Genomic DNA, 24,181 nt, shown 5'->3' with positions numbered 1-24,181 from the left:
ACGCGCTCGACGCGCTCGACGCGCTCGACGCGCTCGACGCGCTCGACGCGCTCGACGCGCTCGACGCGCTCGACGTCAATTGCGCGCCGCGCCCGGACCACGCGCGCCGGCCAGCCCCGGCCACGAGGGCCGACGCGGCGGTGAGCTGACGTGGGCCGGATCTGTCGATCAGGACCGAGTTTTGTCGACCGTCCGGCCGGCGATTGGGAGTAGAAGCAGGGGCATGGCCTTGGACGAAGCGTCGCGTGCCCGCATCGCGCCGTATGTGTCGAGCCCGACGGCCGACGTCTTCTCGCTGTCGGGTCTGCCGGAAGAAGTCATCGCCGTCCTGTTCGCGTACTACTCGCGCAGCCGGGACGATCTGCGCACCAACCTGGCGCGCCTGCTCGGCGACGAGGAGCTCGACGTCGCCCCGGAGGCCGACGGCCGGCCGCGCCGGGGCCTCGCGTTCGCGTCGGACAAGGCGCGGAGCTTCCACGAGAAATGGGTCGTGGGCTACGGCCACGCGTCGGTCGCCGAGCACGCCGTCGTGCACCTCGCGATCGAGAACGTCAGCATCGTCGCCTCCAAGGTGATCGAGGACCTGCGGCTCGGCTCGTACACGGAGAAGAGCACGCGCTACGTGGTCTTCGATCAGCACTCGTTCATCGATCTGCCGGAGCTCGACGCCGAGCACGCCGCGAAATACAAGGCGTCCAGCGAGCGGCTCTTCGCGACCTACCTCGACCTCGTCCCCAGGGTGACCGAGCGGCTCGGCGCGCGCTCGCCGAAGCCCGAGAAGATGTCGGACGCGGCCTACAAGGGCGCGCTGCGCGCGCAGGCGTGCGATCTCCTGCGCGGCCTCCTGCCGGCGGGGACGCGGACGAACATCGGCCTCACCGCGAACGCGAGGGCCCTCGAGATCCTGCTCACGAAGATGCTGTCGCACCCGCTCGAGGAGGTGCGCAGGGTCGCCCGCGAGATGCACACGGCGGCGCTGGCCGTGACACCGACGCTCGTGAAGTACGCCGCGCCGAACGAGCTCCGGCAGACGCTGCAGGCCACGGTCGCCGCGGCGATGAAGCGGGTCTACACGCCGCCGGAGGAGGGCGTGAGCGCGACGATGGTGATCAACCAGCCCGTCCGGCTGGTGCGCTACGACAAGGACGCGCTGGAGCGCGTCGCGCTCGCGCTCGCGTACGACGGCAGCGATCCGGGCGTGCACGCCTACAACCTGAGCGACGCGCTCCGCCGCGCGACATTGCCGGAGCTCATCGGGATCGCGAAGGCCGCGTGCGAGAAGCGCGGCCCGTACGACGCACCGCCGCGCGCGTTCGAGGCGTCGAGCATGACCTTCGAGCTGATGCTCGACTACGGCGCGTACCGCGACCTGCAGCGCCACCGGATGCTGACGCCCGCGACGCAGCGGCTCACCTGCAGGCTCGGCTTCGAGACGCCGCAGGCCCTCTCGGAGCTCGGCCACGCCGAGGCGTATCAGGACGCGATGCTCGCCGCGCGCGACGCGTGGAGCGCGATGGAGGAGCGCTACCCCCTCGAGTCGCAGTACGCGGTGCCGCTCGGCTTCCGCGTGAGGACCCTCTGGACGCTGAACCTGCGCGAGCTCTTCCACGTCATCGAGCTCCGCTCGGCGAAGCAGGGGCACACGAGCTACCGGCGCATGGCCCAGGGGCTCTACCGCACCGCGATCACGGTGCACCCCTGGCTCAAGGACCTGATCCGCGTCGATCTGAACGACTACGCGCTCGCGCGTAGCTGATCCGCGCCGCGCGACCCTCCCTGGGTACGCCGCTCTAGAGGCGAGCCGCCTCGATCAGCTCCGTCGCGGCCCGGATGGACGCGCCGGTGACCTTCGCCCCCGACAGCATCCGCGCCACCTCGGCGATGCGGTCCTTCTTGTCGACGCGCGTGACCGAGCTCTTGGCGATGCCGCCCGCGTTCTCCTTGGCGACGACGAAGTGAGCGCCGGCGAACGCCGCGATGGGCGCGAGGTGGGTGATGCAGAGCACCTGGTGGTGGCGCGCCACGTCGCCGATCGCGCGCCCGATCTTGTCGGCGACGGCGCCGCCGACGCCGCTGTCGACCTCGTCGAAGACGTAGAGCCCGGCGGGCCCGCACTCGGCGAGCACCCGCTTCAGGGCGAGCAGGGCGCGCGAGAGCTCGCCGCCCGAGGCGATGCGGCGCAGGGGGCGAGGCTCGATCCCCTTGTTGGGCGAGATGAGGAACTCGACGCGGTCGATGCCGTCCTGGCCGAGGCGGGCGCCGTCGACGACCAGCTCGGCGCGGTCGCCGCCGCCGTGCGGCTCGATGTCCACGACGACCCGCGCCCCGCCCATGCCGAGATCGGCGAGCTCCGCGGAGATCGCGGCGCCGAGCTTCTCGCCGGCCTTCCGCCGCTTCGCCGAGAGCTTGCGGGCGCGCTCGGCGGCGACGGCGAGCAAGGCGTCGCGCCGCCGCTCGAGGTCCGCGACGTGGCTCTCGACCCCCGTGAGGCGCTCCAGCTCGGCGGCGAGGCGCGCCCGCGCGGCGAGCACGTCGTCGAGCGTGGGGCCGTGCTGCCGGAGCAGGCCCTCGAGGCGGTACATGCGATCCTCAATCTCGGAGAGGCGATCCGGGTCGGCCTCCGCGCGCTCGGCGTAACGGGCGATCTGGCGGGCCGCCTCGCTGAGCTCCGTCCAGCAGCCGTCGACCGCGCGGGCGACATCGTCGAGCGCGGGATCGATCTCCGCCGCGGCTCGGAGCTCCGAGGCGAGGCGCGCGAGCTCGTCGCACATCGCGTCGTCCCCTTGATCGAGGCGGGACGCTGCGCGCCGCGTGATGTCGTGCAGGCGGCCCGCGTGGCGGAGCCGGTTGCGCTCGGCCGCGAGATCGGCGAGCTCGCCGGGGCGCGGCGACAGCGCGTCGATGGCCTGGAGCTGGAAGGAGAGGAACGCCTCGCGCTCGCCGCGGCCGCGCTCGAGCTCGCGGGCGGCCCTGAGCTCGGCGGTGAGCGCCTCGAGCGCGCTGACGTCCGCCGCGAGCTCGCTGCGCGCAGGCACGAGGCGGCCGAAGCGATCGAGGTAGCCGAGGTGCGTCGACGGATCGGTCAGCGCCACGCTCTCGTGCTGCGAGGCGACGTCGGCGAGCTCCGGGGCGAGCGCCTGGAGCTCGCCCGCGGTGCAGAGGCGGCCGTTCAGGTAGGCGCGCGAGCGGCCGGTCGCCTGGACCACGCGGCGGACCACGAGCTCGCCCTCGCTCGCGATGCCGGCGGCGTCGAGCATCGCCATCGCGCGATCGGAGCCGCGCACGTCGAAGAGCGCCTCGATCTCGGCCTCGTCCGCGCCGGGGCGGACCTGCTCGGCGCTCGCGCGGCCGCCGAGGACCAGCGAGAGCGCACCCACGACGATGGACTTGCCCGCGCCCGTCTCGCCGGTGAGCACGTTGAACCCAGGTTCGAGCCGGAGCTCGAGGGCGTCCATCAGGATGAAGTTCTTGACCCGAAGCGCTACCAGCACAGCGGCGGGAGGATAGAAAGCTTTCGACCCGTCGTCAGCGGATCTTCACCTGCTTCATGACGGTGACCGGAATTCCTTCGAAAGGCGGCACCGCGACGTCGCGGAATGCAGCGGCGATGCACCCGGCGGTGGCGGTCCCGACCAGGTCGCCCCCCTCCACGCGCGCCGACATGGCCTTCCCCGTGGGCGCGAAGGTGACGGCCACGCGGGCCGTGCCGGTGAGGCCCTCGCCGGTGCACCCGGCGGCGGCCGCCGCCGCGGACGCGAGGACGCTGGACGCCGCGCTCTGATCGAAGCGCGCTGGCTCGTCCTTCGCCGGAAGGAGCGGCGCGCCCGGCGGCGGCTGCTTGCCCGCCGGCTTGGCGCGCTCGGGCTCGCTCGGCGCCGTGGCCCGGGCAGGGCGCTCGGAACCATCACGCTTCTCGCTGGCTCGCGGCGCGGAGGTCGCCGCCGGCGCAGCGGTGGCCGCTGGCGCGGCGCTCGCCGCCGGCGCGGCGGTCGCTGCTAGCGCGGTGGTCGCCGCTGGTGCGGCGGCGGTCGCTGCTGGCGCGGCGGTGGGCTCGGGTGCCGCCCCAGGAGCAGCCCCTGCCTGCACGGGCTGCGGGGGTGCAGCTGGCTCGCCGGCCGGACCGGCGGAGGCGGCCAGCGCCTGCTCCGCAGGGCCGGGAGCGGCGGACGGCGGATCCGCGGCCGGCTCGTCATCCAGAGACGGCTCCCGGTCGGCGGTCTGGCCAGCGGGAGCCGTCGCGGCCATCGACGGATGCCGCGCCGCTTCGAGCGCGCCGCTGCTGCCTGCGGGGGCGTTCTGGGTCGCCACGGCGCTGGACGAGCGGCCGTGAGCCTGCGCGAGGTAGAGCGCAGCGCCGAACACGATGAAGACGACGGTCACCCAGCCGGCGAGCGCCAGGTTCTGGCGCGATGCCGGCGTCGAGAGGGCGCGCAGCTTCTCGGACACGAGGGAGCCGGCCGTGATCGAGGTGCGCACCGGCGTCTCTTCCCCGGACGACGTGTGCCCCTCGACGGCAGGGAGCTCGGGCTCGACGGGCTGCGAGGGGAACGAGGGGTCCGAGCTCCGCCCAGCGGCGGCGTCGTCGAACAGCCCGCCGTTGATGCTCAGGATCTCGTCATCGGCCCGGTCCTCGTTGCGGCGCGCTTCACCCTCCGCGCCGGGCGGCGGCGCCATGCTGCGCAGGTCGATCAGGCCCGAGGTCTCCTTGCGCTCGGCGCGCCCGCGAGGCTCGGCCTGGCTGTGCCAGTCGCCCGCCGCGTGGGCGGTCGACCGCGGAGAGAGGTTCGTGAGCGCGAGGGGCTCGTGCGACGGCCGGTCGTCGCTCCCCTGATCCCGCTGCCCTCCCGCGGCGCCCTGCGCCTCGGCCGCCTTGGACCTGGCGCGGTCTCGCCGCTGCTCCTCGGCGGCGCGCGGCGAGCTCGCGGCCGGCGACGGGGCGAGCGAACCCAGCAAGGCGAGGTCCGCTGGAGAGGCGTCGGCGGGCTGCGCGGCGCTCGGGCCGGACCGGGCGCGCCGCGCGGACGGCATGGGCTGCGGGGCGAGCGCCGCCATGGCCTGCACATCCTGGAGCCGGAGCTCGGGCGACGAGCGGTGCGACGACGGCCGGCCCTCGTCGATGGACAGCGGCGCCGACGGTATCTCGGAGAGCGGCGCCGGCGGCATCTCCGACGGCGGCGCGATGGGCCGCGAGGAGCCGCCGGCGCGCGGGACAGCGGCGGTCCGCGGACGCGCGAGCGCCGCCGTGACGCGCTGCTCGCGCCGCGCAGGCGGTCGCGCCGGGACCGGCGTGCGCGGGGTCGCGCGGGGTGCGGCGGCGGGCTCGAGCGGAGGCGCGGGCTGGCTCGCGCGCTCCTCCTCGATGGCGTGCGAGCCGAACGAGAGCGAGGGCGGCTCGATCCCCGGGGAGAGCATCTGCGCGAGGTCCTGGATCGAGACGGGATCCGAGTCCGCGGGAGGGAGCGCGGATGGGCTCCGGCCGCCCGGCGCCGCCACGGGGCGCGGCGCGTCGTCCCAGGAGAGGCCGGCGAACGTGCGATGCCGCGCCGGGACCTCGCGCCGGCCCAGCCCGCCGTCCGGCGTCACGACGGCGTGCTCGAGCGAGGCCTCGGCCGCCGCGTCGAACGCATCCAGCGGGTGCGCCCTCGGGCTGGACTCGGGCGCGGCGTCCAGCTCCTGCTGGGCGATCCGCTCCGCGAGCGTGAGCCCTCGCCTGCGCGCGGCCGGCGCCGGCGCTGCGCGCCGCTCCGTGTCGCCCGCGGTCTCCAGCCGGCGCTGGATGTCAGCGCCCGGGAGCGTCGTCTCGGCGTCCAGCACATCGCTCGACAGCCCGGCCCCCGTCTCCGAGCGGCGCCCGGAGGAAGGCTTCACGCGCTCGGGCTCGCTCGATGGCTCCCGCCGGTCGCGTCCGTTCGCGGAGCTCGGAACGCCCGAGGGGGAAGACCGTGGCTCACCCCTCTCGGACGCGGACTGCTTGCTCTTCGCGCGACACGTCTTGCAGACAAACGGCAAGGACGGACGCATCTCGCGTCCTACACCGATCTCCACGTAGGTCCTGCAGAGAGAGCAGGCGAGTTGCACCTTGAGAAGAGAATCGCGCAGCTCGCCAGCACGCGCAATCTTCTTCACAGGTGACCAGGGCGGTCGTCCTCGGGCCCGCCCGCTTCGCCCGGCTCGGGGCCGCGGGATTCCGCCGGATCCCGCTGGATTTGCCTAGGCGGAGGGCTCGCCGGCGAGCGCGGGCAGGGGCGCGGGCGGGCGCACCCAGCTTTGCTCCAGCCACTCCAGCGAGACCGGCGCGCTCCGCAGCGCCGCGTCGACGGCCCGCGCGACCGGATCGGGGGCGGGGGCGGACCCGGAGGCGCGGGTCGACAGGATCCAGTTCGACAGCTCGTAGTGGTGGAGTAGCGGCGCGAACCGGTGGGCGTCGAAGCCGGCGAGGATCTCCGCGGCGCGGCTCAGGCGATCGCAGCGCACGAGCGCCGTGGTGACGTCGAACAGCAGGGCGCGGAGGTCCTCGAAGGCGCGCTCCGGGTCCGCGGACACGCCCTCCAGGAGCGCCTCGAACCCGGCGTCGGAGAGGCCGGCCGCCTCGGCCGCCTCGGCCATCGCGGGCACCTGCGTGGCCAGGAAGTCGGAGCTGGGAGCGTGCCCAAGGAGGCGCCCGACGAGGTACAGATCGAACGCGCTGGCGATGGCCTCGGCGAGCAGGAGCGACTCCGCGCTGGGCGGAGCGCCGCCGCCCGCGGCCGTGAGCGCGCGGTGGGCGAGGTGATGCCACGCGACGTGCGCGACGACGTCGGCGGCGAGGTGATCGCCGGCGATCAGGTCGCCTTGCTCGCTCTGGCTCCAGAACGTCAGGTTCAAGAAGACGACGCGATCCCAGCTCGCATCGCCCTCGGGCACGCGAAAGCGGTACCCGTCGCGCCGGAGTGCCTGCTTCAGATCGTCGTAGAGCGCGACGTGGCGGAAGGAGCGCTCGTCGTCGATGGTCAGCTCGTCCAGGGTCAAGGTTCGCAGCTTCACGCGGCGGACATTAGACCCGGAACGTTTCGTCAGCCACAGCGGAGGCCCGGCGAGGACGGCCCCGGCGGAGGCCCGGAAGAACCGGGCGGCGTCGCGTGTTTTGGGCCGAGGGCGGGGTTTTCCCGACCAGGGCCGCAAGTTCTCGCCCCTGGCCGGGTGTTGCAAGCGCCGCCGGCTTAGGCATGATGCGCCCGTTCCTGCGCCAGCCGAGGAGGCACACCGAATGATTTCCGTCAGGTCTCTCTGTTCTATCGCGCTCGTGCTCGTCGCCAGCGGTGCTGCCGGCTGCAAGGAGGACCCGCCTCCTCCCCAGCCGGAGCCGGCAAGCTCCGCGGCGGCGAACGCGAACAAGGGAAAGGCGAGCCTGCGGACGCCCGTGTCGCCGATGGCGAAGGTCGACCCGCAGTCGATGAAGGAGTACCGCGTCGACGTCTGCTACTTCGGGACGCTCTCGCTGAAGCAGGCCCGCGACGCGTACCTCGCGAGCCTCGGCAAGGACGAGCCCAGCGAGAAGAAGATCCCGAGCTTCGGCAACGACGATCAGGCGAAGGCCGGAGACGCCGCGAAGGGCCCGCTCCCCGCGAAGGCGCCCGGCGCCGCCGCCGCGCCGAAGACGACAGGCCTGCCCGGCACCGCCGCAGCGCCGGGAGGCACCGGCGCCCCCGTCGCCAAGGGCCCGACGGCGCCGCCCGGCAAGGTGGATGAGCGCCGGCCGATCAACTTCAGCGCGCGCGCGCCGCACGAGCGCAACGCGCGCGCCTGCACCGTCGCCCTCAGCCTCAAGGAGCCGGCCATGGCGGACGTCGACGCCGCGCTCGCCGAGTACGCGCCGTTCGCGACGGAGCTGGCGAAGAACATCGCCGCGGCGGCCAACTACTACCAGCGCGAGGAGTACAAGAAGGACAGCTTCGCGAAGGGCAAGGAGCTCCACGCGAAGCTCGTCGCCGACTTCCAGAAGCTCGACGCGCACTCCGACAAGCTCGGCCTCGCGGTGTCCGCGTGGCACTCGTCCCACCTGCCCGACCTCGCGAAGGCGGAGGAGGGACAGAAGGAGGCGATCACGGCGCTCGAGGACGCGCGCGCGCTCATGCTGATCCTCGCCAGCAAGAACGTCGATCCCGCGGCGGAGAAGACCGCGCTCCAGAAGCTGGAGGCGTCCGCGGCCGCGCTCAAGGAGTACGGCTCGACCCACCAGACCGACCCGTGGGCCAAGATCATGGAGCCCGCGATCGCCGGCTTCATCCGCGACGTGAAGGCGGCGGAGCCCAAGCTGACGGACAAGGGGATCACCTCCCCTGCCCTGTTCCTGCCGGTCGTCACGAGCTTCGTGTCGGTGATCGAGGGGAAGCACCGCGCGCTCTCCCGCTCGCTCATGGCGAAGAGCCAGGCGGCGACGCGCGAGGCCACCGGGGCCGCGCAGCCGGCCGCGCCGGCCGCGCCGGCCGCGCCGGCCGCCCCCGAGCCCGAGAAGGAGTGACGCGCCCGGGCGCGCTCCCCGCGAGGGGGGCGCGCGCCTCTCTCGAGGGAGGCACGAGCCGATCGCGCAGCGCCTCCGCCGGGGGCGCGGGCGCGATCAGAACGGGCGGCCGGTGCGGCGGGCGATCGCGAGGCGGTAGAGGGCCTCGTACTGCCGCGCGGCTTGCGCCCAGCCGAAGTTCTTCTTCATCGCCCGCAGCTGCATCGACCGGAAGTAGGCCGGGTCGGCGCGGTAGAGGTGCACCGCCCACGCGACGGTGTTCCCGAGCGCGCTCGACGACATCTCCTCGAACTTGAAGCCGGTGACGTTGTTCTCGACCGTGTCGTCGAGGCCGCCGACCGCGCGCACGACCGGCAGCGTCCCGTAGCGCTGGCTGTACATCTGGTTCAGCCCGCAGGGCTCGTAGCGCGACGGCATCAGGAAGAGGTCGGCGCCCGCCTCGATGCGGTGGGCGAGCCCCTCGTTCATGCCGACGTAGACGCGGAAGCGGTCGCTCGCGCCGGAGATCCGCGAGAAGAGGTCCTCGGCCCAGCGCTCGCCGGAGCCCAGGACGATGAGCTGGACGTCGAGCGAGAGGATGTGATCGAGCGCGCCCGCGAGGATGTCGATCCCCTTCTGGGTCGCCAGGCGGCTGATGAGCCCGAGGAGCGGGACGTCGGGGCGCTCCTCGAGCCCCATCTCTCGCTGGAGCGCCGCCTTGCAGAGGCGCTTGTTGCCGAGATCCTCGGCGGAGAACGGCGCCGCGATGTGGGGATCGGTCGCGGGGTTCCAGATGGAATCGTCGATGCCGTTGAGGATCCCGATCACGTCGGTGCCGCGATCCCGCAGCACGCCGTCGAGCCCCTCCCCGCCCTCCCACGTCTGGATCTCCTGCGCGTACCTGGGGGAGACCGTGGAGACGAGCGTGGCGTTGTAGATGCCGCCCTTGAGCAGGTTGATGCTGTCGTACGCCTCCAGGCAGAACCTGTGGAACTGATCCCACCCGAGCCCGGTCGTGGGGAGCTGTCCCTTGTTGAACCAGCCCTGGTAGCCGAGGTTGTGGATGGTCAGCACGGACGCGGCGCGCGCGAGCGGCGACCGGTGCTCGAGCACGTTGAGGTAGAGCGGGACGAGCGCCGACTGCCAGTCGTGGACGTGGACGATGTCCGGCCAGAACTCGAGCGCGTGGCAGAGCTGCAGCGCGCCGCGCGACAGGAGCGCGTAGCGGGCGAGGTTGTCGCCGAACTCGCCGTGCGGGTCGCCGTAGATGCCGTCGCGATCGTAGAGCACGTCGTGCTCGAGCAGGTACACGCGGGGCGCAGGCGCGCCGGGCGTCCCGGGATCGAGGCGCGTCTCCCAGACGGCGGTCCACGCTTCGCCACCGCCGAGGGGCACGCCGAGCGAGAGCGGTAGCCGGTGCGGCACGAAGCGCTCCGCCGGAGGCTCGCCGTCTTCGCCTCGGGCCGCGTCGGCCACCGGAGCGGCGTCGGCCGCCGGGACGGCGTCGGCCGCCGGGACGGCATCGGCAGCCGGGGCGGCGTCGGCCGATGGAACCGCGTCAGCCGCTGAGGCGGCGAGCCCGTTACCGGCGGCCGCAGCGGCGACGGCCGGCGCGGCGACGGCCTCGCTGCCCGCGGGCCGCTGCTCGGCGAGCGCGATCTGGCGGGCGAGGTAGCGCTTGGCGACACGGTACGCCGGCATCACGACGCGCACGTCGTGACCGGCCGCGGCGAGCGCGATCGGCAGCGCGCCCGCCACGTCGGCTAGACCACCTGTCTTGCTGAAGGGAACGCACTCGGACACCACGAAGAGAATTTTGAGGCGCGGCATGGACATGGGGAGGAGGGGGAGCGCGCCCCCGACTCAAGGCGAGCGCGTCGCGTTCCTTCTACCAGCTTCGCGCGCGATCTTGACCACGCGATCGACAGAGCGCGCGAGACCGAGCGCCGACGTGTCCACCGCGAAGTCGGCCTGCTCATAGAGCGCGCGCCGCGCCTGGAAGAGCGCCCGGAGCTCCTTCATGGCGTCGGCCCGGTTGGCCATGGGGCGCGCGTCCCCCTGCTCGACCACGCGGCGCCAGTGGTCCTCGGGTGTCGCCCGCAGCCACACCGTCACCGCACAGCGCCTCAGCCGCTCGAAGGTCGCCGGATCGGTCACCAGGCCGCCGCCCGTGGCCACGATCCCGTGGGCGCGCGCGCCTTCGAGCCGCGCGAGCTCCTCGCGCTCCAGCCGCCGGTAGTAGGCGTTTCCGTGGATCTCGAACAGGGCGGCGAGGCTCATCCCCGCGCGCGAGGCCACGAGGCCGTCGAGCTCGAGGAAGGGCACGCCGAGCCGCGCCGCGGCGCGGCCGCCGATCGTGGTCTTGCCGGCCCCGCGCAGGCCGAGCAGCGCGACGAGGGGCGCGCCCGCCCCTCCCCCCGCCTCGCCGGCCGACCGGCCGCGCGGCGGCGCCTCCTCGCCGAGCTCGCCGGCCGAGAGCAGCGCGGCGGCCGAGGTGCCCAGCGCGCGGCCGATGTCCTCAAGCCGCACCACGGAAACGTTCGCCCGCCCGCTCTCGAGCAGCACCAGGAAGCGCTCGCTCACGCCGGCGAGCCCGGCGAGCTCACGCAAGGTGAGCGCGAGCTCCGTCCGCCGCAGCCGGAGCCGACCGCCGAGGCGCGCGAGGATCGGCGGCGCGCCGTCCGCGGCGCCCGCCGCGCCGGCCTCCGGCCCCTGACCTGCCCGCGCCCTGCGCGATGTGTGACGGGACGCCATCTCGTCGATGCACTATATTTCATGAAAGCCGGACCAACAAGAACTATACTGCTTGACTGAACCCCGGCGCGGTGGTGGGCTCGTCGGGTATGGAAGCGACCACCTCTCCTCCTTCCGCGGCGCCGGCGCCGCAGACCAGGGCCCGGGAAGACGGCTCGTCCGGCGAGGACGCGCCCCTCCGCTTCGAGACGGAGCCAGGTCGTTACAGGCACTGGAAGCTCTCGTTCGAGGGGGCGATCGCGCGCGTGGCGATGGACGTCGACGAGGACGCGGCGGCGCGGCCCGGCTACCAGCTGAAGCTCAACAGCTACGACATCGCGGTCGACATCGAGCTCGCCGACATCGTGCAGCGGCTGCGCTTCGAGCACCCCGAGGTGAAGGCGGTCGTCGTGACGAGCGCGCAGCCGCGGATCTTCTGCGCGGGCGCGAACATCTACATGCTCGGGTCGTCGACGCACGCGTTCAAGGTCAACTTCTGCAAGTTCACGAACGAGACGCGCCTCGCGCTCGAGGAGGCGTGCTCCGAGAGCGGGCAGCGCTACCTCGCGGCGCTGAACGGCGTCGCCTCGGGCGGCGGCTACGAGCTCGCGCTGGCGTGCGAGGAGATCTTCCTCTCCGACGACGGGAGCAGCGCCGTCTCGTTCCCGGAGACGCCGCTGCTCGCCGTGCTCCCGGGGACCGGGGGGCTCACGCGGCTCGTGGACAAGCGCAAGGTGCGGCGAGACCTCGCGGACGTGTTCTCGACGCTGGCCGAGGGGGTGCGCGGCAAGCGCGCGGAGCAGTGGGGCCTCGTCGATCGCTCGATCCCGAAGAGCCGCTTCGAGCAGGCGGTGGCCCAGCGCGCCGCCGAGCTCGCGGCGGCGACGCCGGACAGGGCGGGGCCCGGGGTGAGGCTCCCGCCGCTCGAGGCGCGGCGCGCCACGGCGGGCGACGTGTCCACCTGCGACTACCGCCACGTGTCGATGAGGGTCGACCGCGCCGCGAGGACCGCGGAGATCCGCGTGCTCGGACCGGACGGCGAAGGGCGCGAGGTGTCGACGGACGCCGCGGGGATGCGCCGGGCGGGCGCGGACCTGTGGGCGCTCCGCGCGTTCCGCGAGCTCGACGACGCGCTGCTCGACCTCCGCTTCAACCACCCGACGGTGGGCCTCGTGCTCCTGCGGACGTCCGGCTCTCCCGCCGCGGTGCGGGCCGCGGACGAGGCGCTGTGGGCGAGCCGAGACGACTGGTTCGTGAAGGAGGTGCTGCTCCACATGCGGCGCGTGCTCAAGCGGCTCGACCTCACGGCGCGCAGCGTGTTCGCGCTGATCGAGCCAGGCTCCTGCTTCGCGGGGAGCCTGTTCGAGCTCGCCCTCGCGGCGGACCGCTCCTACATGCTGGACGGCGGAGGAGACGCGGGGCAGGCAGGGGCGCCCGCGTCGCCCGCGTCAATTGCGCTGAGCTCGCTGAACTTCGGTCCGCTCGTCATGTCGAACGGCCTCACGCGGCTCGCGTCGCGCTTCCTCGGCGCGCCGGAGCGCGTGGCAGCGCTGAAGGAGAGGACGGGCCTCCTGTCCGCCGAGGAGGCGCTGGAGGAGGGCCTCTGCACCTTCGCGCCGGACGCGATGGACTGGGACGACGAGGTGCGGCTCGCGATCGAGGAGCGGGTGAGCCTGTCGCCCGACGCGCTCACCGGGATGGAGGCGAGCCTGCGCTTCTGCGGGCCGGAGACGATGGAGACGAAGATCTTCTCGCGGCTGTCTGCCTGGCAGAACTGGATCTTCCAGCGCCCCAACGCGGTGGGCCAGCGGGGCGCGCTGACGGTGTACGGGCGGCCGGAGCGCCCCGAATTCGACTGGAGGCGTACATGAGCGCGGTGGTCAACTCGGAGAGGATCCCGAACAACGTCGACCTCGGGTCGGACAGGAAGCTGCAGCGCGCGCTCGAGGCGTGGCAGCCGAAGTTCCTGGACTGGTGGCGGGAGACGGGGCCCGAGGGCTTTCAGGCGGACGACATCTACCTGCGCACGGCGATCAGCGTCGACCACGAGGGGTGGGCGCATTTCGACTACGTGAAGATGCCGGAGTACCGCTGGGGCATCTTCCTCGCGGATCGGGTGGCGGACCGGACGATCGGCTTCGGCGACCACCTGGGCGAGCCGGCGTGGCAAGAGGTGCCGGGGGAGCTCCGGAACATGCTGCGGCGCCTGGTGGTGACGCAGGGGGACACGGAGCCCGCGAGCGTGGAGCAGCAGCGGCTGCTCGGCCAGAGCTGCCCGAGCGTCTACGACCTGCGGAACCTGTTCCAGGTGAACGTCGAGGAGGGGCGGCACCTCTGGGCGATGGTGTACCTCCTGCACAGCCACTTCGGCCGCGACGGCCGGGAGGAGGCGGAGGCGCTCCTGGAGCGGCGCAGCGGCGCCCCGGACAAGCCGAGGATCCTGGGCGCCTTCAACGAGCCGTGCACGAACTGGCTCTCGTTCTTCATGTTCACCTACTTCACGGATCGCGACGGCAAGTACCAGCTGCTCGCGCTCGCGGAGAGCGGCTTCGATCCGCTGTCGCGCACGACGCGGTTCATGCTGACCGAGGAGGCGCACCACATGTTCGTCGGCGAGACGGGCCTGCTCCGCATCGTCGAGCGCACGTGCGAGCTGATGAAGCGCAACAGGAACGAGGATGCGCGCGCCGAGGGCGGCATCGATCTGCCGACGATGCAGAAGTACCTGAACCTCTGGTACTCGCTGTCGCTGGACCTCTTCGGCGGGGAGATCTCGTCGAACGCGGCGTCGTTCTTCGCCTCGAGCGTGAAGGGCCGCGCGAAGGAGGCGTCGTACGACGACCACCGGGCGCTCGACGGCGTGTACGTGATCGACGTGCCGCAGGCGCCCGCCGCCGGGGGCGGCGCGGTGACCGGCTGGCGGCGCGAGGAGGTGCCGCTGAGGAACGCGATGAACGAGGTGCTGCGCGACGAGTACGTGGCCGACTCGCAGCGCGGGATCGACAAGATGAACCGGGTGATCGAGGCGTCGGGCGTGTCGTTCAGGCTGAGCCTGCCGAGCCGGCGCTTCCATCGGAGCTCGGGGATCTACGCGGGGCTCCACTTCGACGTCGACGGCAACCCGCTCTCGAAGGAGGAGTGGGAGCGCCGGCGCGACGCGTGGGTGCCGACCGCGAGCGACGAGGCCTACGTGAAGAGCCTGATGGAGAAGCCGGTGTTCGATCCGAAGCAGATGGCGAACTGGATCGCGGCGCCGGCGAAGGGGCTCAAGGGCAAGCCCGTCGACTTCGAGTACGTGCGGCGCGGCTAGGGCGCGCCCGCGTCAGGGGGAGGGGCGCCCCCGCCTGGGGGCGCCTTCTTCGGCGGGTCGCCGTGCTCGGTGGCGAGCTTCTTCACGAGCCCGTCGAGGAGCACCTGCTCGTGGTACTGCGGCATCGCCGGGAGCTGCACGGCGACGTGCACCCCGGCGCGGCCGTCCACGACCTCGATCGCCCCCTGCGTCGCCCTGCCGCCGCTCTCCGGGCTCCGGTACTCGAAGAGCAGGTAACCATTGGAGACGTCCTTCTCGACGATCTTGAAGCCGAGATCGACGCGCACGAGGCGCAGCGCCGTGCCGAAGGTCTGCTCGAAGGTGTAAGGCGACTCATAGGCGACGCTGGCGCTGGCGTGCCGCTCGCCGAGGCCGCTCGCCACGGGGACGGCGAGCGCGATGAGGACGACGAGCGCGATCGACGGGAGGCGGCGCATGACCGCGGCGTAGAGGGGCTGGCGAGGGCGGGCCAAGTTCCTTGCTGCCGAGCGAGCGGCTATGCTGGCCTCGACCTCGATGGACCGACCCTACGTCGAGCAGCTCCGCATCCAGGGCTACGGCTGCGTCCAGGACGCGACGCTGGAGCTGACGCCGCTGCATGCGCTCATCGGGCCCAACGACAGCGGCAAGAGCACGGTGCTGCGGGCGCTCCGCACGCTCTCCTCCGTCCTCGAGCGGGCGCTCGGTGCGCCGTCGCCGGACACGCTCGGGCGCGCCGGCCCCACGAGCAAGGCCCCGGGCGGCGCCGTGTTCGAGGTGTCGGCGGCGAGCACGACGTGGCGCGTGGAGCTCGACGTCGGGGGGCGGGTCCGGTCGATGTCGTTCCCCAGGGACCTCGAGCCCCCCTCCCTGCTCGACGACGCAGACGGGGACGACGACGCGGGCGGCGGGCCCAGCCCCGAGCGCCCTGCCATGGACATCGTCCAGGCGCTGCGCGGGGCCCAGATGCTCCGGCTCGATCCCGACGCGCTGAGGGCCCCGCACCCGCTCATCCCCGACGGGCACCCGCTCTGCTTCGCCGACGAGCGCGGCACCGGCCTGCCGGCCGTCTACGACGCCGTCATCAGCCGCGACCTGTCGGCGTACGTCGATCTGAACGAGGAGCTCACCCGCCTGTTCCCCAGCGTGAAGAGCCTCCACCTCGCCAACCCGAGCTCCACGACGAAGGCCATCGGCGTGAAGCTCGAGGGCGGCGCCGTCGTGCCGGCGTCGCTGATGAGCGAGGGCATGCTGTACTACCTCGCCTTCGCGGCGCTGCCGCACCTCGATCCGACGCCCCTGCTCCTCGTCGAGGAGCCCGAGCACGGGCTGCACCCCGCGCGCATCGCCGACGTGATGCGCGCGCTGCGCCTCGTCTCCGAGAAGACCCAGGTCCTCCTCGCGACGCACAGCCCGCTCGTCGTGAACGAGCTGCAGCCGGAGGAGGTCACGGTCGTCACCCGCGCGGGCGAGCACGGAATGAGGGCCACGCGCATCCTTGAGACGCCGGGCTTCGAGGATCGGGCGAGGGTGTACGCGCTGGGGGAGCTCTGGCTGAGCTACGCCAACGGCGGTGACGAGGCGCCGCTCCTCGGAGGAGGGCCGCGGCCGTGATGAAGGCGCCCGAGCGGATCCGGGTCTTCCTTGTCGGCGAGGGCGAGAGCGAGCTGGGCAGCCGCGCCGGGGCGCCCGCCTACCAGTCGGACAAGCACCCCGGCGTGCTCTTCACGCTGCTCTCGCGCGTCCAGCCGAGCGGATGGGTCGTCGGCGGCGCCCGCGAGTGGAAGAGCATCCGGAAGTACCAGGCGCGCGGCGCGGCCCACGAGGACACGCACCACGTGCTGGGCGCGGCGCTCGACGCGCAGGAGGCGGGGTGCGAGATCCTCGCGTTCGTCCGCGACATCGACCGCGATCCGGCGCGCCGCGAGGCGATCGCGGAGGGCATCCGGCGCGTCTCGTCGGCCCTGTCCTCGCCGCCCGACGTGATCGGCGGCGTGGCCGCGCCGGCGCTCGGAGGCTGGATCCTGGCGCTGCTCGGCGAGAAGGCGACCGAGGAGATGTCGCCCCTCAGGGCGCAGGCGATGCTCGCGGCGAAGGGCATGATGCCGGGCGACGGCGCCGCCATGGTGCGCGTGGCGGAGGACGCCGACCTCGACGCGGTCCCCGCGGACGCCACGTCGCTCGGCGAGTGGCTCGCGCGCGCGCGCGCCGTGCTGCCGCGGCGGGCAGGCCGCGGCGTGAGATGAGCGCTGGCGCTCTCTCGATGGAACAGCCGTGGTCCGAAGGGGCTGCCCCAGAAGTCGAAGCGCGCAAGCTGCTTCGGCAGCGACCTTGCCTGGCGCGCGAACGGCGCGCGCGGAGGCCGGCCTGCCGCGTCAGCGGCGGCGGCACTGCGGCGGCGCGGAGAGCGCTGCCCTCGCCGCCTCGCGCAGGCCGTGCGGCGTGCCCTTGTCGAGGAGCGGCTTGAGGCGCGCGGGCAGATCTGCAGGGTGCACCGACCCGAGCGCCGCGAGCGCCGCCGAGCCGAGCCGCTGATCGTGCTCGCCGATCGGCGACTTCGCGCGGAGCGCGAGCCGCGTCCACAGGTCGACCGAGCTCGCGTCGCACATCGCTCCGAGCGCGAGGATCGCCCGCGCGCGCACCTCGACGTCCTCCTCCTTGTCCTCCGCCCGGTCGCGCACGGCCTCGATGTGCGCGGTCGCGCGGTGCGCGCCGAGGCCGTCGAGCGCGTGCTGGCGCACCTCGGGCGAGCTGTCGGCGAGCGCCCCGACGAGCGCCCGGTCGCCCGCCGTCGTCGCCGGCATCGCGCCGATCGCGAGCGCAGCGCCGCCCCGGATGAACGTCCACGGGTCCGAGGTGAGCCGCGCCGCGAGCGCCTCGCCCGCGCCGGCAGGCAGCTTCGCGCCGGCAGAGGCCGCGCGCGCGAGCGCCACGATCGCCGCCTCCCGCACGCGCGCCTCCGGATCGGAGGCCGCCGCGAGCAGGTCCGGCGCGAGCGCCGGCACGTCCGCCGTGACCTCGGCCGCGCGGAGGCGCACGTGCGCGTCCGCGTCCTTCCGGAGCGACGCCCGGAGGTACGCCTCCGCCGGCGCCTCGCCCGCGCGCGCGAGCGCCGCGGCCGGCGCTTGCAGCAGGTAGCGCCGATCGAAGGGAGCGCCGCCCGCCGAAGCGAGCGCCTGGAACGCCGCTCCGCCGCCCTTCACCCGCCCGAGCGCCGGCCCGAGCGCGCGCAGCAGATCGAGCTGCGCGTCCTCCGGCCGGGCGCGGAGCCGCTCGAGCTGCATCTCTTCCTCGACCACGGAAGCGGCCCGCTCGCTCCGCGCCGCCAGCGCGAGCGCAGCGCGGAGCTCCCTCCGCGCCGCGCCGCGCGCCCCGGCGAGGGCGTCGAGCAGCGCCGGGATCGCCTCGACCGGCGCCACGAGCGCGAGTTCCCGGGCCGCCACCACCCTGGCCGCGGGCGCGCCCGCCTTCACGATCTCCGCGAGCGCCGGCGCGGCCGCGCGCCCGCAACGGCGGATGCGATCGCGCGCGTGGTGGAGCTCGGGATCGGGCTCTGGCGGCGCGGCGCGAGGGGCGCGCCCCAGCGCCGCTGCCATGCCGGACACGCGCCCCGCGGATGCCGCGCCGGGCGCGGGCTGCGCCGCCGACGCCGCGCCGGACGCCAGCCGCGCGGTGAGGAACGGGATCTGCACCGCGCATGGCGCCGTGTCGATCACACCCCGGGCGAGCTGCCTGCCCGCGGGGTCGAGCCTGTCATAGCCGGCGATCGCCGCCTCGACCGCCTCCGGTCCGCCGCGCGCGAGCAGCGCCGCCGCCGCCCTGGATCGCTCGCCGCCGCCCGCGAGCGCGCCCACGAGCGCCGCCGGGCCCTGCCCGTCGAACGCCGTGCGCGCCGTGACCTCGGCGATCGTGACCCGCACCTCCGGAGCGGAGGGCGCGCCGCGGCTCCCGGCCCCCGCCGGCGCGTACGCGTCGTCGAGCACGACGGCGATGCACGAGGCCTTGATCTCCTCGGGGAGCTTCACCTCGTAGCCGGCGGACTCCTTGAGCCACGCGTCCTCGGGCAGGCTCACCTGGAAGAGCCGATCGGGCGTCGCCACGAAGAGCGTGCGCGGCGCGGCGCCGCCCTCGACGCCGTCGGACGGCTTGATGCGCAGGCCGAGGCCCGTGATCCCGACCTCGTCCGCCGACGAGAACGACACGAACTCGCCCCGGCCCGCGCCCACCTTGCCCTCGGACCACGCGGTCTTCGGGTCGCCGTCGGCGATCTCCGCGAAGCGCTTGCCGACCGCGCTCGACGCGGCGGTCGGGCGCAGCAGCCGGAAGGTAGCCGCCGGCGCGTCGGCATCGCGGCGCTCGGCGACCACCTTGCCCGCGGCGCGCCGCTCCTCCGCCGGGAGGTTCTGGAAGCTGGCCCCCTTCAGGAGCGTCATCGTCCGGGGATCGACCTCGCTCGCGCCGACAAGCGCCGGCCGCCCGCAGAGGGTCACGTCGTCTCGCAGCTGCCCGACGAGCACGCGGTTGCCGCTGCCGAGCGGCTCCACGACCACGGCGTCGCTCCGCCCCTCGCCGTGCTCCCCGGTCGCGACGCCGGTCCAGCCGCTCCAGAGCACCAGCGGCTCCGTCCCCTTCCCCGCGAGCGGCGCCGCGAGCAGCATCACCCAGCTGCCGCCCGCGCCTTCCGGCGCGCCGACGCCCGCCGGTTTTCCTGCGGCCGGCACCTCGATCTTGGCGAGGCGCTTGCCGTCGGCCAGGGTGACCGGCACGACGCGCGCGCCGCCGAGCAGCGGCGCTACCTCGGAAGGCACGGCGAGGACCTTGCCGCCGTCGGGCGCGCACGCCGCCGCGGCTGGACAGGCGCGGGCAGTGACCCCGCCCGCATCGATGCGGACAGCGAGCGCCTGCTGGCCCGCCGCGTGAGGGAGCACCACGGGCGCGACCTGCGCGGCGGCGCTGCCACCGACGGCGGCGGAGGCTGCGATCAGCCCGGCCGCGGCGCCAAGGCGAGGCCGCCGGAAACGAAACGGCGATCTGGACATGCGCGCCATCCTAATCGCCCGGCGCGGCGAGACCCCTCGAGAGTTGACGCCTCGAGCACAGCGCCGCACACGCCCGGACCGGCGCTGCGGCGCGTCGTCCGGGCGTGTGCGGCCCGCCCGGCGGGCCCGCGCGCCCTCGCTACTTCGGCGTCTCCGAGGCGGGGATCCAGAAGCCGCCCTCGTCCGGCGGCGTCATCCCGAGCGCCTTCGGGAGCACGTTGGTCCAGCCTGCCACCGTCTCGAGCAGGTAGATCTCCGCGCCGGCCTCGATCTCGCCGATCGGCTTCTCCTTCTCGTCGCGCCGCGCGCGCACCGGGATGGCCCTCGTCGCCTTCACGATCGGCGGCGCCTTGTCGAGCGCGAGCTGCGCGCCGGCCACCGCGGTCGTCGGCGGGATGTACTGGTCCATCATCTCGCCCTTCTTCAGCGGCTCGAGATCCTTGAGGCGCGCCCAGGCGTCGATCGTGAGGTCGCCCCGCGACATGATGTGGACGAAGCCGGGCTTCGCCTCGGTGCTCCAGAAGAGCTGGGCCGCCCCCTCCAGCATCTTCAGCGTGAAGATCACGTCGCCGCCAGCGCGATCGAAGAGCTCGATCGTCGACGTCTTCATCAGGTAGCCGCGCGCGCTGCCGGGGATCTCCATCTTCATGGAGGCGCCGCGCTGCAGCGCGAAGGCGTCGCAGGGCGCCGAGGCCTTCGCCGTCTGCCCCTCGGACCCGGAGATCAAGAGCTCCGCGCGCAGCGAATCACCCGTGGCCGCGACGAGCTTCACCTTCTGCGCGCTCGAGATCCACACGTGCCCGGCGATCACCGGGATGTCGCGCGTCGTGAACACCGCGACGTCCGAGGGCGGGATATAACCGTCGATCCGCAGCGCAGGCGAGCTGTCCGACGTGCTCAGCCGCGCGCGGCCCGCCGCCGGATCCGCCGGGATCGCGCTCAGCGTCATCGGGACCAGCGCGCCGGTGAAGCTCGCGACCGCCCGCCCGCCGCTCGGCGCGTCATGCAGCCGGGCGCCCTTGGCCACCGGCGCCGTCCCCTTCAGCTTGCACGCCGGCCCCGACACCGCCTGCCCGACCGTCGCGGTCGCCTGTGCGGCCGCCCCCGTCACCTGCGCGGCCGAGACCACCACCTGGGCGGGCTCTGCCCTCGCCTCGGAGACGGCCGGCGCGCCCGGGAGCCCCGCGCAGAGCACCCCCCCAAGAGCCAGAAGACCGAGTCCCAGAACGTTGCTTCTCATCCACTTCCTCCGACACAGGCCGGCAGCCCGGCTCGCGCGGCGAGCCCGAGCGCGGTCTCCACCTGTCGAGTCTCCCTGGAACCGCCGGCCTGCTCTGCGCGGCGGCGCACTGCAGGGCCGCCCGGCACGCCGAGCCGCCCCTGCCGTTGGTCGGATCATCCTAGCGGATCATTCAGGCCTCGCCCGAGAAAGGTCCTCCACCGCAGCGCTTCGAGCGTTTCGGGTGTATGGAGCAGGGCGCCCGACGCGGCACGCGCCGGGTCGCCCGGCTGGACGGTACCTGCCTCCCCGGGAAGCCACGCCATGCACGGATTCGATCTCGCCTTCGCCTCCCCCCGCAAGCTCCCCCGCGCCCGCGATCTGCGCGGCAACGTCGCCGTCCTCGATATCGCCTTCGCCTCGGAGGCGGGGGGCAAGAGCTTCGAGACAGTCACTCTCCCCCTCATCCAGGACCTCGGGCCGCGGCTCGCCGCCTGGGTCGATCACCACGACAGCGCCCACCACGCGCGCTTCGCCGGCGATCCCCGCTTCGTCCTGTCGACCAAGGCCGAGCACGGCGCCTGCCCCGAGATGATCACGCCGGAGCTCGTCGCCCGCGCCGGGCGCGTCGACACCCTCGTCTGCCACGTCGACTTCGACGGCCTCGCCAGCGGCGCGAAGTGGATGCGCGGCGGCGTCGAGCCCTACCCCGGCTGCGACGACGACGCCCGCGCCATCGACACCCGCATCGGCGTCCCGGGCCCGGCCGCCACCCGCATGGACCGCGCGCTCCGCGCCCGCCCCCGCGATCAGGCCCTCTTCGGCCTCATCGTCCGGCACCTCGCGTCAGGCCTCTCCGACCCGTCGCTCTGGACCCCCATCGACCAGGCCGGCGCCGAGCTCGCCACCATGGAAGCCGAGACCCGCCGGATCGCGCTCCGCTACGAGCGCGTCGAGCCGGGCCTCGTCCTAGTCGACGCCTCCCAGCGGGGCGGGGCCTACGACAAGACCCTGCTCCTCCTCATCGGACAGGAGCGCGCGCCCATCTCCGTCGTCGTCGACAACGACAGCATCACCTTCGCCGCCCGGTTCGACAGCGGGGTGAACTTCCTCGAGACCTTCAAGATCTCCGGAGGGATGCCGACCCGCATCTCCCTCCAGCGCTCCCGGCTCCAGGAGGCGCTCGTGGCCCTCGGGGTCAAGCCGACCGACGCAAGCCGGCTCGCCGCGACCCCCTGACCCCCTCCTCACCGCGATCCCGCCGACATCGTTGACGCTGTCGGCCTCGGCTGCTACGGGGCATTGCAGATCTGCAATTTGCAATTCTGCAATGAACGTCTGAGCCGAGGCGTCACGTCTGCGCCGAGCGCGAGGGGGTATGGCAGCGACAAACTTGTCTTCGACGGCGAGCAGCGGTGTCGACGAGCTCCTGTTCCGGAACGACTCCGTCTCGCTCTGTCTCCTGGTCAATCGACGGCACCGGACGCTCCGCATCGTCGACTTCCGCGCGGGGCCTACGCCGTCCAAGCGGAGCTTCGTCCTGTCGACCGCCAAGCGCGAGGGGGTCGAGAAGATCTTCACGCTGGTCGAGCGCGACGAGGTGCCGACGTGGACCCGCCTCGGGTTCACGCGGGAGGGGTCGATCCCCGGCTTCTACAAGCGCAGCGACGCCTGGATCCTCGGGGCGGTCGTGTCCGAGATGACGTCGCGGCTGCGCGCGAGCGGCGACGGCGAGGAGGGCGGCGAGGGCGACGACGTCGCGGCCTCGCCGGCGGTCCTGCTCGCGGAGCGCACGATCGCCCGCGCGCGGCGGCTGCTCCGGGAGGCCGAGGCGCGGCCGCTGCCCGCGATCAAGATCGCGCCCGCGAGCAGCGCCGAGCTGCGGCGCGCGGCCTCGGCCGCGCAGCGGGCAGGGCGGGCGCTGACGGGCTTCGAGCCGTTCGGGCGCGACGCGGTGCGGACGGGCTACGTGCTGTCCGCGCGGGGCGGCTTCACGCTGCACGCCGCGTGGGAGATGCAGTCGTGCTTCGGCAACTCGTTCCTGGAGCTCCTGAGCTCGCCGCGCCACGAGTCGGAGCGGCTCGCCACGACAGCCGCCATCGGCGCGCTCTGCGACCGCCTCGTCGAGGAGAAGGCCGTGAGCACGTTCACCTTCGCCCCTGCGGACGACCAGGAGCTGTGCGCCGCCCTCCTCGCGAACGGCTTCCGCCGCTCGGCCGTGCTGGCGCGGCACCTCGTCGTCGGCCGCGCCCGCAAGGACGCCATCCTCTGGGCGAAGAAGCTCGTCGCGCCCGAGGCCTGATCCGCCGGCCCCGCGGGGCCAGGGCTACGGCGCGATCGTGACCTCGTAATCCTCGATGACGGTGTTGGCGAGCATCTCGTCCGTCATCTTCTTCAGCCGCTGCTCGAGGTCGGGCGCGCTGCCGAGCGAGGCCCCAGGTTGCGCGGGATGCGCACCGCCGGGTCCTCGAGGTCGGGGACGAACGCCGCCCCGGTGATCCGCTCGAACGCCTCGATGTAGCGGCGGGACGCCTCGATCCGGATCTCGTCCGGGATCGAGGGGATCGGCCCGTCGCCCTGGAAGCCGCGCGCGGCGAGCCAGCGGCGCACGTACTCCTTGTCGAAGGACTCCGGGTCCTCGCCGGCCGAGAAGCGCTCGCCGTAGGACGAGGCGAACCAGAAGCGGGACGAGTCGGGGGTGTGGATCTCGTCGATGACGACGATGTTCCCGTCCCGGTCCTTGCCGAACTCGTACTTGGTGTCGACGAGGATGAGCCCCTGCTCCGCGCACGCGCGGGCGCCGTGCTCGAAGAGCGCGAGGGCCATCTCGGCGGCGGCGTCGAAGTCGCGCGGCGCGATGGTGCCGAGGGCGAGGATCTCCTCGCGCGAGGCGGAGAGATCGTGCCCGCCCTTCGGCGCCTTGGTGCTCGGCGTCAGGATGGGCTGTGGCAGGCGCTCGTTCTTCCGCAGGCCGTCGGGGAGCCGGTGGCCGCAGAAGACGCGCTCGCCGCGCGCGTAGTGCGTCCAGATGCTTGTCGAGGTCACGCCCGTCACGTAGGCGCGCACCACCATCTCGACCGGCAGGGGCACACACTCGATCGCCTCGAGGACGTTCGGGTCGGGCTGGGAGATCATGTGGTTCGGCGCGACGCTCCGCGTGCGCTCGAACCAGAAGGCGGACAGCCGGTTCAGCACCTGGCCCTTCAGCGGCAGCGTGCCGAGCACGCGATCGAAGGCGCTGATGCGGTCGGTGACGACGAGCAGGCGGCGGCCATCCGGCGTCGTGTAGCAGTCCCGCACCTTGCCCTCGTAGCGGGCGAAGGGGCCCGCGAGCGAGGTGCGCTCGAGCACCCTGCCGAGCGCGGTGCGCAGATCGTCCTCGGTGACCATGGGGCGCGGCTTACCCGGGCTCGCGGGCCGAG

18 protein-coding genes are annotated in these 24,181 nt (G+C 73.6%); 8 read left to right on the top strand and 10 right to left on the bottom strand.

Annotated features, from left to right (window positions below; translation table 11 throughout):
* Nucleotides 1-223 precede the first annotated feature (223 nt).
* Nucleotides 224-1,756 carry an FAD-dependent thymidylate synthase gene (locus POL72_RS32900; protein ID WP_272100603.1) on the top strand — a complete coding sequence of 511 codons (1,533 nt, stop codon included), beginning with the start codon at nt 224-226 and terminating at the stop codon, nt 1,754-1,756.
* A 34-nt stretch (nt 1,757-1,790) separates the two neighbouring features.
* Here POL72_RS32900 and recN read toward each other — a convergent pair whose 3' ends face one another.
* The 3 genes from recN to POL72_RS32885 all read right to left on the bottom strand — a co-directional run bounded on the left by recN (nt 1,791) and on the right by POL72_RS32885 (nt 7,023).
* Nucleotides 1,791-3,491, bottom strand: coding sequence for a DNA repair protein RecN (recN, locus tag POL72_RS32895; protein ID WP_272100601.1), 1,701 nt, complete (start codon nt 3,489-3,491; stop codon nt 1,791-1,793).
* Between the two features lie 34 nt (nt 3,492-3,525).
* A complete protein-coding gene (locus tag POL72_RS32890; RefSeq protein ID WP_272100599.1) occupies nt 3,526-5,868 on the bottom strand; it encodes a hypothetical protein in 2,343 nt (780 codons plus the stop codon).
* A 342-nt stretch (nt 5,869-6,210) separates the two neighbouring features.
* Nucleotides 6,211-7,023 (bottom strand): hypothetical protein, encoded by an 813-nt coding sequence (locus tag POL72_RS32885; protein ID WP_272100597.1) that lies wholly within the window; start codon nt 7,021-7,023, stop codon nt 6,211-6,213.
* A gap of 223 nt (nt 7,024-7,246) precedes the next feature.
* Between POL72_RS32885 and POL72_RS32880 the strand changes: the two genes are divergently transcribed.
* Complete coding sequence (locus POL72_RS32880) at nt 7,247-8,500, top strand: DUF3829 domain-containing protein (RefSeq protein WP_272100595.1); 1,254 nt, start codon at nt 7,247-7,249, stop codon at nt 8,498-8,500.
* A gap of 96 nt (nt 8,501-8,596) precedes the next feature.
* On the opposite strand, the gene POL72_RS32875 is transcribed toward POL72_RS32880, so the two are convergent.
* Both POL72_RS32875 and POL72_RS32870 read right to left on the bottom strand, forming a co-directional pair.
* Entirely contained in the window at nt 8,597-10,309 is a 1,713-nt protein-coding gene (locus tag POL72_RS32875) for a glycogen synthase (RefSeq protein WP_276597531.1), read from the bottom strand.
* 33 nt (nt 10,310-10,342) lie between these two features.
* On the bottom strand, nt 10,343-11,233 hold the full coding sequence (locus POL72_RS32870; RefSeq protein ID WP_272100590.1) for a shikimate kinase: 891 nt from the start codon (nt 11,231-11,233) through the stop codon (nt 10,343-10,345).
* Between the two features lie 89 nt (nt 11,234-11,322).
* Here POL72_RS32870 and boxC point away from each other — a divergent pair, with 89 nt between their 5' ends.
* Nucleotides 11,323-13,083: a 2,3-epoxybenzoyl-CoA dihydrolase gene (gene boxC / locus POL72_RS32865; protein ID WP_272100588.1), complete on the top strand. Its 1,761-nt coding sequence runs from the start codon at nt 11,323-11,325 to the stop codon at nt 13,081-13,083.
* Nucleotides 13,080-14,522, top strand: a complete 1,443-nt coding sequence (boxB, locus tag POL72_RS32860) for a benzoyl-CoA 2,3-epoxidase subunit BoxB (protein WP_272100586.1) — start codon at nt 13,080-13,082, stop codon at nt 14,520-14,522. The genes boxC and boxB overlap by 4 nt, the downstream gene beginning before the upstream one ends.
* Here the strand turns inward: boxB and POL72_RS32855 are convergent.
* Nucleotides 14,519-14,995: a hypothetical protein gene (locus POL72_RS32855; RefSeq protein WP_272100584.1), complete on the bottom strand. Its 477-nt coding sequence runs from the start codon at nt 14,993-14,995 to the stop codon at nt 14,519-14,521. The two genes, boxB and POL72_RS32855, sit on opposite strands and share 4 nt — an antisense overlap.
* Nucleotides 14,996-15,038: 43 nt before the next feature.
* Between POL72_RS32855 and POL72_RS32850 the strand changes: the two genes are divergently transcribed.
* Together POL72_RS32850 and POL72_RS32845 are read left to right on the top strand one after the other, a co-directional pair.
* Nucleotides 15,039-16,115, top strand: coding sequence for an AAA family ATPase (locus POL72_RS32850; RefSeq protein WP_272100583.1), 1,077 nt, complete (start codon nt 15,039-15,041; stop codon nt 16,113-16,115).
* Complete coding sequence (locus tag POL72_RS32845) at nt 16,115-16,747, top strand: hypothetical protein (protein WP_272101789.1); 633 nt, start codon at nt 16,115-16,117, stop codon at nt 16,745-16,747. The genes POL72_RS32850 and POL72_RS32845 overlap by 1 nt, the downstream gene beginning before the upstream one ends.
* Nucleotides 16,748-16,876: 129 nt before the next feature.
* Here POL72_RS32845 and POL72_RS32840 read toward each other — a convergent pair whose 3' ends face one another.
* Both POL72_RS32840 and POL72_RS32835 read right to left on the bottom strand, forming a co-directional pair.
* Complete coding sequence (locus POL72_RS32840) at nt 16,877-19,540, bottom strand: HEAT repeat domain-containing protein (protein ID WP_272100582.1); 2,664 nt, start codon at nt 19,538-19,540, stop codon at nt 16,877-16,879.
* A gap of 139 nt (nt 19,541-19,679) precedes the next feature.
* Entirely contained in the window at nt 19,680-20,780 is a 1,101-nt protein-coding gene (locus POL72_RS32835) for a hypothetical protein (protein WP_272100580.1), read from the bottom strand.
* Nucleotides 20,781-21,083: 303 nt separating this feature from the next.
* Between POL72_RS32835 and POL72_RS32830 the strand changes: the two genes are divergently transcribed.
* Both POL72_RS32830 and POL72_RS32825 read left to right on the top strand, forming a co-directional pair.
* The gene (locus POL72_RS32830; RefSeq protein WP_272100578.1) at nt 21,084-21,998 is read left to right on the top strand and encodes a hypothetical protein; all 915 of its coding nucleotides are present in this window, start codon (nt 21,084-21,086) and stop codon (nt 21,996-21,998) included.
* Nucleotides 21,999-22,137: 139 nt separating this feature from the next.
* Entirely contained in the window at nt 22,138-23,061 is a 924-nt protein-coding gene (locus POL72_RS32825) for a hypothetical protein (protein WP_272100576.1), read from the top strand.
* A gap of 24 nt (nt 23,062-23,085) precedes the next feature.
* Here the strand turns inward: POL72_RS32825 and POL72_RS52350 are convergent, their stop codons facing one another.
* Nucleotides 23,086-23,136 carry a hypothetical protein gene (locus tag POL72_RS52350; RefSeq protein WP_506377481.1) on the bottom strand — a complete coding sequence of 17 codons (51 nt, stop codon included), beginning with the start codon at nt 23,134-23,136 and terminating at the stop codon, nt 23,086-23,088.
* Between the two features lie 17 nt (nt 23,137-23,153).
* Complete coding sequence (locus tag POL72_RS32815; RefSeq protein ID WP_272100574.1) at nt 23,154-24,149, bottom strand: phosphoribosylaminoimidazolesuccinocarboxamide synthase; 996 nt, start codon at nt 24,147-24,149, stop codon at nt 23,154-23,156.
* Nucleotides 24,150-24,181: the final 32 nt, after the last annotated feature.

It is taken from the genome of Sorangium aterium (genome assembly GCF_028368935.1).
Classification (GTDB): domain Bacteria; phylum Myxococcota_A; class Polyangia; order Polyangiales; family Polyangiaceae; genus Sorangium; species Sorangium atrum.
This window is presented reverse-complemented; position numbering and strand designations above follow the sequence as displayed.

Bases quoted from the DNA above. Each gene is read 5' to 3' on its own strand.
- POL72_RS32840 (WP_272100582.1), bottom strand. From the start codon at position 19,540: ATGTCCAGATCGCCGTTTCGTTTCCGGCGGCCTCGCCTTGGCGCCGCG.
- boxC (WP_272100588.1), top strand. From the start codon at position 11,323: ATGGAAGCGACCACCTCTCCTCCTTCCGCGGCGCCGGCGCCGCAGACC.
- boxB (WP_272100586.1), top strand. From the start codon at position 13,080: ATGAGCGCGGTGGTCAACTCGGAGAGGATCCCGAACAACGTCGACCTC.
- POL72_RS32900 (WP_272100603.1), top strand. From the start codon at position 224: ATGGCCTTGGACGAAGCGTCGCGTGCCCGCATCGCGCCGTATGTGTCG.
- POL72_RS32830 (WP_272100578.1), top strand. From the start codon at position 21,084: ATGCACGGATTCGATCTCGCCTTCGCCTCCCCCCGCAAGCTCCCCCGC.
- POL72_RS32845 (WP_272101789.1), top strand. From the start codon at position 16,115: ATGAAGGCGCCCGAGCGGATCCGGGTCTTCCTTGTCGGCGAGGGCGAG.
- POL72_RS32815 (WP_272100574.1), bottom strand. From the start codon at position 24,149: ATGGTCACCGAGGACGATCTGCGCACCGCGCTCGGCAGGGTGCTCGAG.
- POL72_RS32880 (WP_272100595.1), top strand. From the start codon at position 7,247: ATGATTTCCGTCAGGTCTCTCTGTTCTATCGCGCTCGTGCTCGTCGCC.
- POL72_RS32825 (WP_272100576.1), top strand. From the start codon at position 22,138: ATGGCAGCGACAAACTTGTCTTCGACGGCGAGCAGCGGTGTCGACGAG.
- POL72_RS32875 (WP_276597531.1), bottom strand. From the start codon at position 10,309: ATGCCGCGCCTCAAAATTCTCTTCGTGGTGTCCGAGTGCGTTCCCTTC.
- POL72_RS32835 (WP_272100580.1), bottom strand. From the start codon at position 20,780: ATGAGAAGCAACGTTCTGGGACTCGGTCTTCTGGCTCTTGGGGGGGTG.
- POL72_RS32850 (WP_272100583.1), top strand. From the start codon at position 15,039: ATGGACCGACCCTACGTCGAGCAGCTCCGCATCCAGGGCTACGGCTGC.
- POL72_RS32870 (WP_272100590.1), bottom strand. From the start codon at position 11,233: ATGGCGTCCCGTCACACATCGCGCAGGGCGCGGGCAGGTCAGGGGCCG.